Genomic DNA, 16,012 nt, shown 5'->3' with positions numbered 1-16,012 from the left:
TGCAGGGCGCCCATAGAAGCCGCCCTGTCGCGGGGTTCATTCACGGATCGTCCCACATGGGCGGTGGCGGTCGTCACGCTTTTCTTCGGTCCATGGGAGGCGTGGCGTTGTTCGTCGCGATCGCGCCGACCGCGGCCTGGGCGGGCGATCGGATCCCGAGTTTCGACGTCACTGCCCAACCCCTGTCGTCGGCGCTGCGCGAACTGGCGCGCCAGGGCAGGGTGCAGGTCCTGTTTTCGGCCAGGGACATGGAAGGCCGGCGCAGCCGCGCCGTCGTCGGGCGCATCGAGGTCTGGCGCGCGTTCGACATGGCCCTGGCGGACGCTGGTTTCGAAGCGCGCCGCATCGACGCCCGCACCTTCGTCATCGCCGCCCAGGCCCCGCCGCCCCGCATGGCCCAGGCGCTGGCGCCTCAGGTCTCGGCCACGGAGCTCGAGCCGCTCCTTGTGCTCGGCGCGCGCTCGGCCGCCGATGCTGTCGCGCGTCGCCTGGCGGCGGACCTGGCCGAGGCCACCCCGCTGCGTCGCCTGACCCGGGACGACATGGAGCGCGGGGCGGCGCAGAACCTCTCCGAGGCTCTCGGCGACCTGCCGGGCATGACAGTGATCAACACCGGGCGATCCTTCATCGGCGGCATCGACTCGGCCTCGCGGGGAGAGGGCCTGTACGCGGGCTATCGTGGCCTGAACGCCGAATACAATCTCACAATGATCAACGGCGTCTCCGTGGCCCAGGGCCTGCCGTACTCGCGCGGCGTGCAACTGAACCTGCTGCCGCCGGACGCCTTCCAGGCGGTGGTGGCGCACAAGACGGGCCGGGCCGACCTGGACGGCGACTTCATCGGCGCGGCGCTCGACTTCCAGACCCCGGGCCCGGGAGACCGTTCGCGGACGCCGCGGACGGTCGTCACCCTGGGCGGGCGGGTCGAGACGCGGGCTCGCGACTATGGCGCTTCCGGCCTGGGCGGGCATTTGCAGGTCGAGCACAGCCGCCGTTTCGGCGCCGAAGGGCAGGTGGGGCTCTATGTCGCCGCCGCCTACGAGGACCGCGGCTTCCTGAACTCCGAACTGGCCGGGGTGATGGCGGCGCAGAACGACCGAGGCTGGGCTTACGGTGTTTCCGGCTCGGCCGCGGGCGGCCCGGTCGATCCGAGCCGGCCGCAGGACAACCTTGTCCAGACCAGCCTCAATGTCGGGGTGTCCAACGGCGGCAGCCGCTTGCAGAACTACGCGCTGGCGCTGGACTGGAGCGTCCGGCCGGGGCTGGATGTTCGGCTGAACGCCACCCACGCTCGCGCCGACACCGAGCAGAACTCGACCTTCAGCCAGGTGGTCAGCGGCGCCCAGGCCTGGGTCGACGACGGGACCGGGGTCTTCCGGTTGTCGGTCCAGGACCTGTCGACGCGCGTCTGGTACGAGACCAATCCCGACAGCGTTTCACTATCGACGGCGAGCCTGGCCGCCGACCTCGTCTCCGGTCGCTGGCGTCTGTCGCCCTACCTTTTCGCCAGCCACGGCGAGAGCGCGCGACCGGACCACTTGGAAGCCTCGGCCTGGATCAACCAGAACGACGGCTACAACACCGGCCAGTCGCCGCGCGCTTTCGGCGGGGTGACGGTGACCTATCGGAATGGCCTGCCGGTTCCGCAGTGGCCCCAGAGCGTGGTCGACGATCTCAACGGCGCCGGGCGGGTGCTCCTGGCCCGCCGCGCCGGCCAGCGCACCGAGCAGTTCAGCGACCAGACGCGGTACGGCGGCGGCCTTGGCCTGACCTTCACCCCATCGATCGGCTCCTGGCGCAGCTTTCGGGCGGGGGCCAAGATCAGCCGCAGCGATCGAAGCCTCACCGACCGCAACTGGACCAACGCCTTCTTCGCCGACATCTACCGGAAGGCCGGGCTGACCTGGGAGGCGCTGGGCATCGCCGACGGGATCTACGCCCAGGTCTTCCCCGGGCTCTACGACTGGTCGATCCCGCGGATCGATCACGACCGGCTCGCGGCCTATTTCCAGGCCAACCGCACGGCCGAAAGCTTCGACAGCTGCGGCGCGCTCTACGTCAACAACCTCAACTGCAACAGCCAGTCGGGCAGTGAGACGGTGGGCGCGCTCTACGCCATGGCGACCTACGCGTCGGGCGCCTGGGAGGCCCAGTTCGGCCTGCGTCACGAGCATGCCCTGATCCGCAACCGCTTCTGGGTGATGCCCGACACCAGCGGCGGCGAGACGGCGGGGGACTGGGGGCGCAGCCGCAGCCGCTACGACAAGCTGCTGCCCAGCGTGAACCTGTCCTATCGACCGGACGACCGCAGCGTCTGGCGGGCGTCGGCCTGGCGCGCCTACAGCCGCCCCGCCTTCATGCAGCTGGCCGGCGGCGAGCGGACGGCGACCGTCGATGGGGTGACCACCGTGACCCGCGGCAATCCCGACCTGAAGAGCGCCGACGCCTGGAGCCTCGACCTGTCGCACCAGCGCTGGCTGCCGGGCGGCGGGGTGCTGGGCGTGTCGGCCTACGCCAAGCTCATCGACCACTACCTGTTCGAGAGCGGTTCGAGCCTGGATCTGGGCGCGACGCCAGAGGACGGCGCCGTTCGCGTGGTCATGCCGCGCAACGGCGGGCGCGGCCGCACGCGGGGTCTGGAGGTCGAATGGTACCAGCCCCTGGGCGATCCGCTTGGGCTGGGCGGTCGGGCCAGCCTGGACATGAACGCCAGCCGCCAGTGGACCCGCGTCGATCTCGGCCCGAGCCTGGGTCGCGCCCAGCCGATGTTGAGCGCGCCCGAATGGCTGGGCAACGCCGAACTGGCCTACAGCCGGGGCCGGGCGTCGCTCTACTTGAGCCTGAACTACACGGGCGCCTATCTGTCGGCCTATGACATCCTTGGCGCTCAGGGCGACTGGGACAACCAGTGGGTTCGTCCGGTCACCCGTCTGGACGCGCGGGTCCGCTGGCGGTTCGACGAGCGCACGCGGCTGGACGTGATCGCGACCAACCTGACCGGCGCCTACAGCTACTGGGCCCATGTGGGACGCGACACCAGCGCGCTTTCCGACGTGGTGGATTCCGGGCGGCGGGTCGTCGTCAGCCTGCGCCAGGCGTTCTAGAAACCGGCCGAGCGGAGCGCGCGCTCCAGTCCGGCGTCGCCTTCGGCGTCAAGCAGCGCTTTGATCCGATCCGCGCCCAGCCGCTCCAGCGCCGGGTTGCGCAGGCGGGTGCGGTAGGCCGCGCCCTCCGCGACGGGATGGCCGAAGCGCGGCGCGAGGCGGGCCAGACCCGCATCGGCGGCGTGGACGGCCGCCTCGGCGTGAATCCAGTTGTCGTCGGCGGCGTTGCTGACCAGGCATTCGCGCGTCGGGCGCACCGGATACGTCCATTCGACGCGGGCGATGATCGCCGCCGCGTGCAGCCAGCCCGTGACCTTCCGCTGGTCGCCGTCGACAGGGGCGGCGTGGGCGCAGGCCTGGGCCAGGATTGTCGCCGGCGGCAGGCCGCGCGCCATCGCCTCGGCCAGGCCCAGAACGTGATGGGCTCCAGCGCCCGCGATCGCCCCTTCGGGACCCAGGGTTCCGTCTTCGCGCCAGGTGAAGACCAGGGCCTTGGCCCAGTCGTGCCACAGGACGGCGCTGGTCAGGACGTCCCGATCGACGGGAACGCCGCTCTCGGCCTCGTAGAGGTCGGCGAGCGCCATGCCGGCGCGAAGGTTGAAGGCCTCGTGGGCGACCAGGCCGCCTGGCCAGTCGTGGTGCGAGCCGGCGTTGCCGCCCGGCGCGACTGAAATCGGCTGCGGCAGGGTGGGACAGGCCTCGCCATCGCCCAGGGGCGGGAAGACTGTGCGGCGCTGCTGTTCGGCCTGCGAGGCGTCGACGGGCGGGGGCAGCAGGCCCTCGGCGCGGAGCTGCTGGAGGACCCGTGTCTCGCCGGCCTGCGTCAGGCCCATGCGGTGGCGCACGCAAGGATGCGGCTGAAGCGCCGCCACGGTCTCGTTTCGCAGGTGTTCCTCGGTCAGGCCGCCCGCCGCGGCGCGCAGTTGCTCGAGAGCAGCTGTGGTGCGCGAAGCCGGGGGCGAAGCCTCGCCCGGCGCGGCGAGAAGCAGGGCGGTCAGCAAGCCGATCATCGGGATCTCGTCGGGCGGTCTGGAAAAGCGAAAGGCCCGGTTCGCAAAGGGGAGGGCGAACCGGGCCTTGGCCGACGCTTAGAAGTCGTACTTCAGCGTCAGCAGGGTGGTGCGGCCGGAATTGACCACGTCGGAGATGGCCAGGCTGTTCTCGCCGACATGGGCCCAGTAGCTGTAGTTCTTGAACAGGTTGGAGACCGACAGGTCGAGCACCACGCCGTTGCCGAAGTCATAGCCGGCGTGCAGGTCGGTGCGGCGGGTCGGGCGGGTCCAGTAGTCGAGGCCGGCCACGCGGTTGTAGGCCATGACCGTCTCGCCCGCGTAGTTCCAGTTCAGGTCGACCGTCAGGTTCCCCAGCACGTAGTTGAGCTTCAGGTTTGCCAGCTCGTCCGGCGCGTTCTGCATCCGCTTCTTCTCGCCGCCGCCGATGTCGACCTGCGTCCACTGGCGGGTGTAGTTGGCGCCGGCGCCGAAGCCCGACAGCCAGCCCGGCAGCATGTCGAACTTCTGATAGAGCTGGATCTCGACGCCCTTGACGTAGCCCTCGCCGCCGTTGGTCGGCGAAACGATGGTCACGCGGTCGAAGGTCTCGCCGTTGTACTGCGTGCCGCCCGACGACTGGCCGCCGTTCACGGTGGTGGAGCCGTTGTCGTACATGTAGTCCGACAGGCGCTTGTAGTAGACGCCCACCATGGCATAGCCGCCGGCGCTGTTGCGCCATTCACCGGAGGCGTCGAAGTTCCAGGACTTCAGCGTCTTCAGGTCCGGGTTGCCGCGGGTGACGGTGATCGAGTTGTCGCCGCGCGTGGTCGTCTCCGACCCGCCCAACTGCACCAGGGCCGGCCGCATGTAGGCGCGGGTGATCGAGGCGCGATAGACCGCGTCGTCGGTCGGTCGGTAGTTGGCGAACAGGCTGGGCAGCCACTCGTTGTACTTGGTCGAGTTGGTCTCGAAGCCTCGGGCCTTACTATCGTTGTTCCAGTAGGTGTTCTCGATGCTGGTGTGCTCGTAGCGCAGGCCGGGAATGACCTCGAGCGCGCCCATGTCCCACTTGCCGGTGACGTAGGCGGCCGCGACGTTCTCATCGCCCTTGAGCGTGTTGCAGTTCAGGTAGCAGAGGTCGGCCGCGGCGGCGTTGGCGTCGAAATACTGGCGGAACAGCGAGACCAGGCGGTCGTGGTTCACCTTCGGCGCGCGGATGTCGTACAGGCCCGGATAGACGGAGTCGAAATAGCCGGAGATCAGGCCCAGCTCGTTCCACGTCACGCCCGGCTTGCCCAGCAGGTTGGCGAAGTGATCGTTGGTCCAGTCGTGGCTGGTGACGCGGCGGTGGCTCTGCACGTACTTCACGCCGGTCTTGATGTAGGACAGCGCCCCGCCGTCGAAGTCGCGCTGGGCGTCGAAGCGGCCGCCGAACTTCTGCTGGTTCGAGAACTGCTCGGTCAGCTGGCCCGCCCGGCGCGCCAGCAGCGCGGTCCCCGAGTTGTTGATCAGGTCGCGCTGCGCCTGGGTCAGGAGCGGCATCGGATAGCCGTCCTTGTTGTAGCCGATGAACAGGCCGCTGTAGGGCGTCAGGAAGCCGGTGTTGAAGCGGTCGGACTGGTTGTTGCGGACCGAGGCCTCGATATGGTTGGGGCGGTCGTTGCCGCCTTCCGAATAGAAGACCGACGGCGACAGGGTCCAGGCGCCCTGACGCTTGACGCCGCCCAGGGTCACGGTGCTCAGGTCCGCATCCTCGGGATTGGTCGTGTACCACATGCGAACCGACGAGTTGGTCAGGTGCAGGTCGTAGAGACCGGTCGCGGCGTTGAAGACGCGGGCGCGGTTCTGGACGAACTGGTTCAGGGTCGAGTTCTGCTCGGTCTCGGCGAAGGCGTAGGAGCCGCGCAGATAGAGGTCCAGGCTGTCGTCCGGGCGCCAGTCCAGCGAGAAGTTGCCGCCGTAGCGCTTGGTGTGGCCGGTGGAGACGCCGACGTTAAGGCCGGTCAGGGCCAGGTTGGCTTCCTTGTCCATGCCGGCCGGATTGACGCCTTCGCCAGAGTCCGTCGCCGAGTGCAGATAGGCCCAGCCGCCATCGTTCTGGGCGTTCATCAGGGCCGCTACCATCGAGTTGGCGAAGGTGCGCTTGTCGTAGAAGGCGCTGACATAGACGCCGAACTGTTGGTTCTGGCCGAAACGGCGGGCGATCTCGCCGCTGACGCCGCCGCCCAGGCCGTCCTCGTCATAGGTTCGCGCGCGGCTCTCGACACGGCCGGCGACCGACAGCGAGGCGTAGCCGTCGCGGAAGCTGAAGGCCGAGGGCGTGATAAAGTCGATGGTGCCGCCGATGGCGTCGCCGTCCATGTCGGCGGTCGAGTTCTTGTTGACCACGATGGTCTTCAGGCCCGACGGCGGCAGCAGCGACAGCTGCACCTGGCGTGAGTAGGGCATGCCCTGGGCGACGTTGACGCCGTTGATCAGCGCCAGGGTGAACTCAGAGTTCATGCCGCGCACCCCGACGAACATGCCTTCGCCGCGCGAGGCCCCGTCGACGCCGCCGAAGAACGAGTTGCCGGTGTTCTGCACGCTGATGCCGGGCAGCAGGGCCAGGGCTTCGGCGACGTTGTGGACGGCGGTGTGCTCAAGGTCGTCGGCCGACATCACGCTGACGGCGTTGTCGCTGGCCATCTGGGTGCGCATGGCGTCGTTGCGGGTGGCGACCACGGTCACGGCGGCGACCTCGGCGGAGTCCGTGGTGGAGGCGGGCGCGTCTTCCGCGAAGGCCTGACCCGCGCCCAGCAACGAGAAGAGCGCCATCGAGGACGCGAGAAGCTTGGTTTTGAACGATAGCGTTTTCATCGACCGCAGGCCCTGAACCGGAGCAGAGATGCTCCCAAGCTCAAGGGACGCGGCCGATCGGCAGGCGCGCCGGAATTTTATGAATACTTCACAGTCGGCCGGGCGGCGGCCCCGTTCAGGAGCGCTTGGCGCCGATCTCGTCGAGATAGTTGTAGATCGTGAACTTGGTGACCCCCAGGCGCGCGGCGACCCGTTCGACCGAGCCGCGGATCACGAACAGGCCGCGCTCGTGCATGATCGCGACGGCGGCCTTCTTCTCGGTTTTCGACATCCGCTCGACCGGCGCGCCGGCGGCTTCGAGCGCCGAGACGATGATCTCCTCGATCAGGTCCTCGATATTGCCTTCCGACCTCGGGGCGGGCAGGGGCGGCAGGACGCTGGGAATAAGGGCGGCCTGCACCTCGCGCTGGATGCGCTCGATCGCGCCCATGTCGACGTTCAGGCACAGGGCGGCCGCCGGAACGCCCTCCTCGTCGAACAGCACCACCGAGGACGAGCGCAGGGCGCGTCCGTCGCCGGTCCGGGAGGTGTAGTTTGAGACCACGCGCACCTCGTTGGGATGAGCGGCGGCCTTGCTGGCGACCAGGGTGTCGAAGGCCTTGTCTTCGGCGGGGCCGGAGATGATCGCCGAACCCACGCTGCGGCCGCTGACGTGGCCGTTGACGATCTCGATGATCGAGGACTCCGGCTGGCGCAGGTTATGGACCACCACCTCGGTGTGCTGGTTCACGGCGCATTCCAGCGCCTTGGCTACGCCTTGGAGAACGCCCAGCAGGGCCTTTTCGTCTTGCACGGAGGTCTGGTCTTTCATGCGTGGCGGCGAGCCGGGAACGAAGCGGCGTCATTCAACAGAGCGTTGATATTCCGGCCTTGTCCTGTGCGCAACACGATCGCCGGTCGGCTTCGATACACAACCCGGCGCCCGCCGTTTGATCAGCAATGGCCTGGAATTCATGCGAAATTTCGCACGCATCAACACGTAGTCGATGTTTTCAACAAAATGTTGAAGCCGTCTTCGTTCTGTTGCAAAGCTGTTGGCGAACATGGGTCTTGGGTCGGCGGGGGACGCCGCGCCCGGCGAATTGGGGACTGCGATGCGCAACGGTTTGAAGGCTTTTCTGCTGGCGGGTTCGGGCGGCGCGTGCCTCCTGGCCGGTTCCCTGGCCCACGCCCAGGACGCGGCCGACGACACGACGATCGGCGAGATCGTGGTGACGGCGCAGAAGAAGTCCGAGCGCCTGCTGGACGTGCCGGTGTCGGTGGCGGCGGTCACCGGTGACAACCTCTCGCGGCAGAACCTCGTGCAGGTGCGCGACTTCTACAACCGCGTGCCCGGCGTCTCGCTGAGCGGCGGCGGCACCGAGCAACGCGCCAACGGCGTGGCCATCCGCGGCGTCACCACCGGCGGCGGCACGGCGGCCACCGTGGCCTTCGCCCTGGACGACGTGCCGCTGACCTCGGGCGCGGCCTCGGCCCAGTCGCCGCTGATCGACATCGATCCGTCCGACCTGCAGCGCGTCGAGATCCTGCGCGGCCCGCAGGGCACGCTCTACGGCGCTTCCAGCCTGGGCGGCCTGGTGAAGTATGTGACGGTCAGCCCCGACACCGAGCGGTTCAGCGGCCGCATCGAGGCCGGCGCCAACACCGTCTCCGGCGGCGGCGAGGGCTGGTCGCTGCGCGGCGCAGTCAACCTGCCGATCGTCAGCGACAAGCTGGCGCTGCGGGTCAGCGGCTTCACCCGCCACGATCCGCCGTACCTCGACAACATCAACGCCAAGGCCGCGGGCGAGGACGTCAACGACAACCGCGTCGAAGGCGGTCGCGCCGCGCTGCTGTTCAAGCCGACCGACGCCCTGACCATCGACCTGTCGGTGCTGCGCCAGGAAGCCAAGTTCGTCGGCAGCCCGCAGATCCGCATCTGCCCGTCCTGCGGAACGGGCGCCTTCACCGGCGGCGTCGACTTCACGCCCTATTACGGCGACATGACGCTGAACATCGCGCCGACCAAGCGCGACGTCGACGTGACCCTGTACCAGGGCCGCGCCAGCCTCGACCTGGGCTTCGCCGACCTGACCTCGGTCAGCGCCTACAACCGCATCAAGTCGGCCTCCGACCTCGACCAGACCAACACCTTCGGCTTCCTGCTGTCGGCCTTCTCGGCGCCGACCGGCTCCAGCGTCTCGCTGATCAACGCCGACCAGACCAAGAAATTCAGCCAGGAGATCCGCCTGGCCTCGAAGTCGGACGGCCCGCTCGAATGGCTGGTCGGCGGCTTCTACACCCACGAGAAGATCGCCGTGGACCAGACGCTGGTCGTGCGTCCGACCACGGGCTCGGATTCGACGGCCTACGCGTCGGTCGGCCCGGCGAAGTTCGAGGAGAAGGCGGCGTTCGCCGACGTCACCTACCACTTCACCCCGGCCTTCGACGTGCAGGCCGGCGTGCGCTACTCGTCCAACGACCAGGACAGCGCCTCGACCACGACCATCGCCCCGCAGGCCGTGCGCTTCTTCGGCCCGACCTCGTCGGTGCCGCAGGCCAAGTCGTCGGACGACGCGGTCACCTGGCTGCTGACGCCGCGCTACAAGATCTCGCCCGACGCCATGGCCTATCTGCGCATCGCCACCGGCTATCGCCCGGGCGGACCCAACAGCTCGGGCGTCTCGGGCATTCCGCTGTCGTTCCAGTCCGACAGCGTGGTCAGCTACGAAGCCGGCCTGAAAGGCGTGATCCGGGCGGCGCGCTTCACCTACGAGGCCGCGCTGTTCCGGGTGGATTGGGACGACATCCAGCTCCTCACCACCGACGTGGCCTCGCAGTTCACCTACTATACCAACGGCTCCACCGCTCGCAGCCAGGGTCTGGAACTGTCGGGCCGCTGGGCGCCGATCGGCGGCCTGTCGTTCGACGGGGCGCTGACCCTGCTGGACGCCAAGCTGTCGGACGACCTGAAGTCGCCAGCCGGCGCCTCGCCGATCTACGGCGACAAGGGCGACCGCCTGCCGGGTTCGGCCAAGGTCTCGGCCAGCCTGTCGAGCGACTACGACTGGTCGATCGGCCACGGCTTCTCGGCCACGGTCGGCGCCAGCGTGGCCTATGTCGGCGAGCGCTACGGCGATTTCGCCAACATCCTGCCGACGACGACGGGCAACACCGCCTACGGTGCGCGTATCAAGCTGCCGTCCTACACCACGTTCGATGTGCGCGGGGGTATCTACAACGCCGACTGGCGGTTCACCGCCTACATCAAGAACCTGGGCGACGAGCGCGGCGTCGTCGAGGCGACGACCCGTGGCGGCACCAGCGCGCCGCAGGCCATCTTCCTGCAGCCGCGCACCGCGGGCGTCTCGCTGAGCCGCAGCTTCTAGGCATGCGGTTCTTCGACGAAGCCGCCGTCCTGCAAAGCCTCGATCTCGATGGCTGCCGGACGGCGGTGCGCGAGGCGATGGTGGCCCTGTCGGCGGGGCAGACCCGGCAACTGCCCCGCTCGATCATTCCGATCGGCGCGGGGCGGCTGTTTGGCCAGATGCCGGGCGCGCTGCTCAACGGCGGCTATTTCGGCGCCAAGCTGATCAGCGTGTTCGCCGAGCCCGACCGGCCGGGGCGTAGCGCCCACCAGGGCGTGGTGGTCCTGTTCGACGCGCAGAGCGGCCAAGCGGTCTGCGTCGCCGACGCCGGCGCCATCACCCAGATCCGCACCGCGGCAGGCACCGCGGCGGCTACCGACGCCCTCGCGCTGCCCTACGCCGAGCGGCTGACCCTGATGGGGCACGGCCACCAGGCCAGCGCCCATATCGAGGCCTTGGCCCGGGTGCGGCCTCTTAGGGAAGTTCGGGTCTGGGGGCGATCGCTCGAGCGCGCCCAGGCCTTCTGCGCGCAGATGGCGGAAAGCACTGGCCTGTCGGTGATCGCCGTCGAGGACGCCCGCGAGGCCGTCGCCGACGCCCAGATCGTCTGCACCGTCACCGGCGCGGTCGAGCCGGTGCTGATGGCCGACTGGCTGACGCCGGGAACCCACGTGAACCTGGTCGGCGCCAGCGTCGCCTCGGCCGCAGAGGCCGAGGCCGCCGTGGTGTCGGTCGGGCGCTACTTCGTCGAGAGCCGCGAGTCAGCGCGAAACGGGGCAGGGGAGTTCCTGCGCGCCATAGCTGCCGGCCTCGTCTCCGAGGACTGCATCCAGGCCGAGATCGGCGAGGTCTTCGCCGATCCGGCGGCGGCGCGGCGGTCGCCTTCGGACATTACCGTGTACAAGTCGATCGGCCACGCCGTGCAGGACCTGGCGGCGACGGCCTATCTCTACGAGCAGGTGCGATGACCTTGAGAACCCGTCTGCTGGCCGGGCTGGCGGCCGCCTTCATCCTGGCGCCCGCCGGCGCGAGCCTGGCCCAGCCCGCGCCGTCCCTGGACGTGCGCCTGACGCCCAGCCGCATGGACGAGGCCAAGGGCGCTGGCAGCCTGGCGGTGGAACTGCGGTTCTCCGGCCTTTCGGTCCAGGCCGGGGCGTCGCTGCTGACCTTGCCGCTGGTGATCGCCAACACGGCCACTGTCGCTGACACCTTGACCGGACTAACTGCGACAGACGCCGACGGCGACATTCCGCTGAGGGTACGGGATGATCCGCCCAAGGGCATGGTCTGGTCTCGCCACTGGCTGGCCGGCCGCGCCACCCGCGGTCCCGTCGTGGTCCGCTACCTCGCTCCCGTCGACAACACCCCGCCCACGCGCGGCTCGGGGCCGCCTTATGCTCTCCGGACCGAAGGCGGCGGCGTGTCGGGCGTCGGCAACACCTTCATTTTGCTGCCCGAAGACCAGGTCGCGCGCCGCATCCGCCTCCGCTGGGACCTGGGCGTTCTGCCCAAGGGCTCGACAGCGACCTCCAGCTTTGGCGAGGGCGACGTCGCCCTGCCGGACGGACCGGCCGGCCAACTGGCCTCGACGGTGTTCATGGCCGGGCCGATGAAGCGCGAGCCGGCGGCGGTTTCAGAAACTGGATTCTCGGCCGCCTGGATGGGGACGCCGCCGTTCGATCCCGCGCCGTTGATGGCCTGGACCAACCAACTGCACGGCTGGATGAGCGGCTTTTTCCACGACAAGACCGTCCCGCCTTACCGGGTCTTCCTGCGCTACAACCCGATCAACGCTGGCGGCGGCACGGCCCTGACCCGCTCGTTCCTGACCACCTACGGCGCGGACACCAAGGGCGACAGCCTCAAGGGCACGCTGTCGCACGAGATGGTCCATACCTGGACCGACTCCGACGCCGGCCAGTGGTATGGCGAGGGGATCGCCGTCCACTACCAGGGCCTGCTGCCGTTCCGCGCCGGCCTGCTGTCGGCCGACGAATTCCTCGAAGACCTCAACGATACCGCCCGGCGCTACTATGCCAACCCGCTGAACGGCACGCCCGACCACGAGATCATGCCGCGCTTCTGGGAGGACAGCCGCATCCGCGTGCTGCCCTACGACCGAGGCGGCCTCTATTTCGCGGTGTTGGACGGCAAGATCCGCCGTGCGAGCGGCGGCAAGCGCTCGGTCGACGACCTGGTGCTGGAGATGAACCGCCGCTTCGCCGCAGGCGAAAAGGCCGATGACGCGGCCTGGGTCGCGCTGCTGACCGGCGAGCTGGGCGAGGACGGCCGCAAGCTGCACGAGGCCATGCTGGCCGGCGGCCTGATGCTGCCGCAGGCCGACGACTTCGGACCCTGCTTCACCCGCACGACGGCCAAGGCCCGCCGGTTCGAGCTGGGCTTCGAGCCGAAATCGCTGGTCGGCACGATCAAGACCATCCGCGGCCTGATCCCTGGTTCGGAAGCCGCGAAGGCCGGGCTGAAGGACGGCGACGTCGTCACCTACGCGGTGGCGCTCGACGGGGTGCAGGGCGATCCGGCCGCGACCCTGACCTTGAAGGTCACGCGCGACGGCAGGACCTTCCCGCTGACCTACCTGCCGCGCGGCGAGACGGTCGAGGTTTATCAATGGACCCGCAAGCCCTGGACCGAGGGGATGAAATGCGTCTACTGATCACCGCGCTTCTGGCCGCCTCCGTCGCCGGCGCGGCGGCGGCTCAAGCGCCCGCCACCGTCAAGGACGGCTTCTCGCTGGCCGTGACCGGCGACCTGATCGGACCCGAGCATCCGATCACCGGCCTTGACGATCCCGGCACGCTGCGGATCCAGCGCTTGCTCTCCGGCGCCGATGCGGCCTTCGGCAACCAGGAAGGCGCGATCTTCGACTTCGACAAGTTCCCCGGCTGGCCGGCGGCGCAGAACGGCGGCGGCACGCCGGTCAACGACGCGGCCGTCGCCTTCGACCTGAAGGCCATGGGCTTCAAACTCATGTCTATGGCCAACAACCACGCCACCGATTTCGGCGTGGAGGGCATGGCGCTGACCCAGCGCGCGCTCGACGCGGCCGGCGTCGTCCATGCCGGCACGGGAGGCAGCCTGAGCGCGGCCCGCAAGCCCGCCTACGCCAAGACCGCTCGCGGCACGGTCGCCCTGGTCTCGTTCGCCGGCAGCTACACCGACATCTCCCTGGCCGCCGACGCCAATCCAGCCCGCGGCTTCCGCGCTCGTCCGGGCCTGGCGCCGCTGCGCTCGCGCGAGCTGCAGCGCGTCACGCCCGAGCAGATGAAGACCCTGCGCGAGATCGCCGCCCGCTCGACGACGCCCGACGCGACCAAGAACCCGGAGGTTTTCAGCGCCGCCAAGACCGGCGACGAGCTGACCATCGGCCGCACCACCTTCCGCGTCGATGAGCGTCCGGGCCTCAGCTACGACCTAGACGCGGGCGACCGGGCCGCCGCCCTGGCCAGTGTCAAGGAGGCGCGGGGCAAGGCGGATTTGGTGCTGTTCTCGATCCACGCCCACGAGACCGCCTCGTCCGACCCCGAGGACACCCGGCCGGCCGACTACATGCAGCCGCTGTTCCACGAACTGATCGACGCCGGCGCCGACGCGGTGGTGCGCCACGGTCCCCACGCCCTGCTGGGCGTCGAGATCTACAAGGGCCGGCCGATCTTCTACGGCATGGGCAGCCTGATGTTCCAGGTCGGCGACAAGAACCGCCAGTTCCGCGGCTTCACCCTGCCGGCCGAGTGGTACGACGGCGCCGTGGCGGTCAGCGAGTATAGCAACGGCCGCGTGGCCGTGATCCGCATCCATCCCTTTATCCAGAACCTCGAGGACGACCGCTTGCAAGGGACGCCCAAGTCGCCGTCGCGCGAGGACGCCCAGCGGATCCTCAAGCGCATCCAGGCCGCCTCCGTGCAGTTCGGCACGCGCATCGACATCGAGGGCGATGTCGGCGTGATCCGCGTGCCGGCGGAGCGCTGAGATGAGGCTGGCGCGGCGGCAGGCCCTGGCCGGTCTGGGCGCGCTGGCCATGGCCCCGAAGGCGCTGGCCCGAGAGGCGCCGGTTCCCGATCTGGCCCTCTACCAGGCGATCCGCGACGAGGGCCTGACGCGCGGCCAGGCCATGACCTTCGCCACGAGCCTGGTCGACGAGGTCGGCGCCCGGCTGATGGGATCGCCCAACATGCGCCGGGCCTATGACTGGGCGCTGGCGCGACTGCAGGCGCTGGGCCTCAGCGATCCACGGCTAGAGCCGATCGGCCCGTTCGGTCTTTCCTGGCGGCAGGCCCTGGCCTGGGCGCGCATGACCGCGCCCGACGCCGTCCAGTTCGCCGCCGTGGCCAGCCCCTGGTCCGTGGCGACCAAGGGCGCGGTCGCCGGCCAGGCGGTCGCCGTGCGCCTGGACAGCGACGAAGACCTCGGACGCGCGAAGGGAACGCTCGCCGGCCGGATCGTGCTGCTGGGGCCGCCCAAGGCCTTGCGGGCCGACGAACCAGCGGTTGTCCGCTACAGCGACGAGCAGGTCCTGAAGGGCGAGGCCGCGGAGGCCGTCGGCGCCTATTACCGCACAGTCGCCGAGCGACGCGCGCGCCAGGGGCGGGAAGGGCTGTTCAAGGCCCGCCGCAACGCCTTCCTGGCGGCCGAGGGCGTGCTGGCCGTGCTGATCGACGGCGGCGGCGCCGAGCCGGGCGCCATGATTGTCGACGGCTCCGAACTCGGCGGTCGTCCCTGGCTGTCGGCCGAGCGGCCGTCTTTTCCCGCGCTCTATGTCGATGGCCCGGCCTATGCCCGTTGCTGGCGCCTGGCGAAGGCTGGCGCGGCGCCGCGCCTGGAGCTGGAGATCGCCACCGAAGAAGGCGATCCCGCCGAGCCCGGCTATAATGTCGTGGCCGAACTGCCGGGACTGGATCCGGCCCTGAAGGCCCAGGTGATCCTGGCGGGCGCGCATCTCGACAGCTGGGCGGCAGGCGTCGGCGCGGCCGACAACGGTGCAGGCGTGGCCGCGACCCTGGAGGCGATCCGCATCCTGCGCGCGGTCGGAGCCAGGCCGTGCCGCACCATCCGCGTCGTCTTCTACGGCGGCGAGGAGCAGGGCCTCTACGGGTCCGAAGCCTATGCCCGGCAGCGCCTGGGATGGATCCCGCGCTCCACCGGGCCCGAGCAGATGGCCCTGCCGGTCGAGGGACGGCGGGCCAGGGTCGGTCCACTGCGCAAGGGGCCGGAGTACGAGGCGTTCAGCGTCGCCTTCAATCTGGACGGCGGTTCGGGGCGCATCCGGGGCGTGTTCACCGGCGGCAATCCGGCCCTTGCCGAACTCTATCGCGCCTGGACCGCGCCGCTGAAGGATCTGGGCGTGCTGGCGGTCTATGACGGGCCGCACTGGCCCGCCGACCAGTCGACCTTCACCGAGATCGGCCTGCCGGGGATTTCGTTCCTGCAGGATCCGCTCGACTACGACAGCCGGGCGCACCACACGAGTCTCGATACGCTGGAGAGGCTGGCGCCGGCCGACCTGGCCCAGGCCGCGACCGTGCTGGCGATCTTCCTGATCAACAGCGCAAACAGCGACACGCGAGCGCCGCGTCCCGCGCCGGCTTCCTGAGGCGGAGCGCGGAACGACGATTCAGACGCCGTCGATCCAGGTCCTGACGACGTTGCGCTGGTCATCGAGGAGGACGAGGTCTGCGGCCATGCCGGGGGCGATGGT

9 protein-coding genes are annotated in these 16,012 nt (G+C 69.5%); 6 read left to right on the top strand and 3 right to left on the bottom strand.

The window, feature by feature from the left end; genetic code table 11:
* The first annotated feature begins 107 nt into the window (after positions 1–107).
* Positions 108–3,104, top strand: coding sequence for a TonB-dependent receptor (locus V6S85_RS12470; protein ID WP_334349061.1), 2,997 nt, complete (start codon positions 108–110; stop codon positions 3,102–3,104).
* On the opposite strand, the gene V6S85_RS12465 is transcribed toward V6S85_RS12470, so the two are convergent.
* From V6S85_RS12465 to V6S85_RS12455, 3 genes are all read right to left on the bottom strand, one after another.
* Complete coding sequence (locus V6S85_RS12465; protein ID WP_334349060.1) at positions 3,101–4,114, bottom strand: hypothetical protein; 1,014 nt, start codon at positions 4,112–4,114, stop codon at positions 3,101–3,103. The genes V6S85_RS12470 and V6S85_RS12465 overlap by 4 nt on opposite strands.
* A gap of 78 nt (positions 4,115–4,192) precedes the next feature.
* Positions 4,193–6,910: a TonB-dependent receptor gene (locus V6S85_RS12460; protein WP_334349059.1), complete on the bottom strand. Its 2,718-nt coding sequence runs from the start codon at positions 6,908–6,910 to the stop codon at positions 4,193–4,195.
* 157 nt (positions 6,911–7,067) lie between these two features.
* The gene (locus V6S85_RS12455; RefSeq protein ID WP_334349058.1) at positions 7,068–7,745 is read right to left on the bottom strand and encodes a helix-turn-helix transcriptional regulator; all 678 of its coding nucleotides are present in this window, start codon (positions 7,743–7,745) and stop codon (positions 7,068–7,070) included.
* 301 nt (positions 7,746–8,046) lie between these two features.
* On the opposite strand from V6S85_RS12455, the gene V6S85_RS12450 reads away from it, so the two are divergent.
* From V6S85_RS12450 to V6S85_RS12430, 5 genes are read left to right on the top strand one after another with little or no spacing between them, the layout of a single operon-like run.
* Complete coding sequence (locus V6S85_RS12450) at positions 8,047–10,320, top strand: TonB-dependent receptor (protein ID WP_334349057.1); 2,274 nt, start codon at positions 8,047–8,049, stop codon at positions 10,318–10,320.
* A 2-nt stretch (positions 10,321–10,322) separates the two neighbouring features.
* Positions 10,323–11,267 (top strand): ornithine cyclodeaminase family protein, encoded by a 945-nt coding sequence (locus tag V6S85_RS12445; protein ID WP_334349056.1) that lies wholly within the window; start codon positions 10,323–10,325, stop codon positions 11,265–11,267.
* Positions 11,264–12,973: a hypothetical protein gene (locus tag V6S85_RS12440; RefSeq protein ID WP_334349055.1), complete on the top strand. Its 1,710-nt coding sequence runs from the start codon at positions 11,264–11,266 to the stop codon at positions 12,971–12,973. Before V6S85_RS12445 ends, V6S85_RS12440 begins: the two co-directional genes overlap by 4 nt.
* Positions 12,961–14,286: a CapA family protein gene (locus V6S85_RS12435; protein WP_334349054.1), complete on the top strand. Its 1,326-nt coding sequence runs from the start codon at positions 12,961–12,963 to the stop codon at positions 14,284–14,286. Before V6S85_RS12440 ends, V6S85_RS12435 begins: the two co-directional genes overlap by 13 nt.
* Position 14,287: 1 nt before the next feature.
* Positions 14,288–15,907 (top strand): M20/M25/M40 family metallo-hydrolase, encoded by a 1,620-nt coding sequence (locus tag V6S85_RS12430; RefSeq protein ID WP_334349053.1) that lies wholly within the window; start codon positions 14,288–14,290, stop codon positions 15,905–15,907.
* Positions 15,908–16,012 lie beyond the last annotated feature (105 nt).

Source organism: Caulobacter sp. CCNWLW153, assembly GCF_036889365.1.
GTDB classification, from domain to species: Bacteria; Pseudomonadota; Alphaproteobacteria; order Caulobacterales; family Caulobacteraceae; genus Caulobacter; species Caulobacter radicis.
Note: the sequence above shows the minus strand (reverse complement) of the source record. Positions and strands in the feature narration are given on the sequence as shown.

What these genes read in the sequence shown, in the direction of transcription:
- V6S85_RS12445 (WP_334349056.1), top strand. Translation starts at nt 10,323, where the DNA reads ATGCGGTTCTTCGACGAAGCCGCCGTCCTGCAAAGCCTCGATCTCGAT.
- V6S85_RS12460 (WP_334349059.1), bottom strand. Translation starts at nt 6,910, where the DNA reads ATGGCGCTCTTCTCGTTGCTGGGCGCGGGTCAGGCCTTCGCGGAAGAC.
- V6S85_RS12430 (WP_334349053.1), top strand. Translation starts at nt 14,288, where the DNA reads ATGAGGCTGGCGCGGCGGCAGGCCCTGGCCGGTCTGGGCGCGCTGGCC.
- V6S85_RS12435 (WP_334349054.1), top strand. Translation starts at nt 12,961, where the DNA reads ATGCGTCTACTGATCACCGCGCTTCTGGCCGCCTCCGTCGCCGGCGCG.
- V6S85_RS12450 (WP_334349057.1), top strand. Translation starts at nt 8,047, where the DNA reads ATGCGCAACGGTTTGAAGGCTTTTCTGCTGGCGGGTTCGGGCGGCGCG.
- V6S85_RS12440 (WP_334349055.1), top strand. Translation starts at nt 11,264, where the DNA reads ATGACCTTGAGAACCCGTCTGCTGGCCGGGCTGGCGGCCGCCTTCATC.
- V6S85_RS12465 (WP_334349060.1), bottom strand. Translation starts at nt 4,114, where the DNA reads ATGATCGGCTTGCTGACCGCCCTGCTTCTCGCCGCGCCGGGCGAGGCT.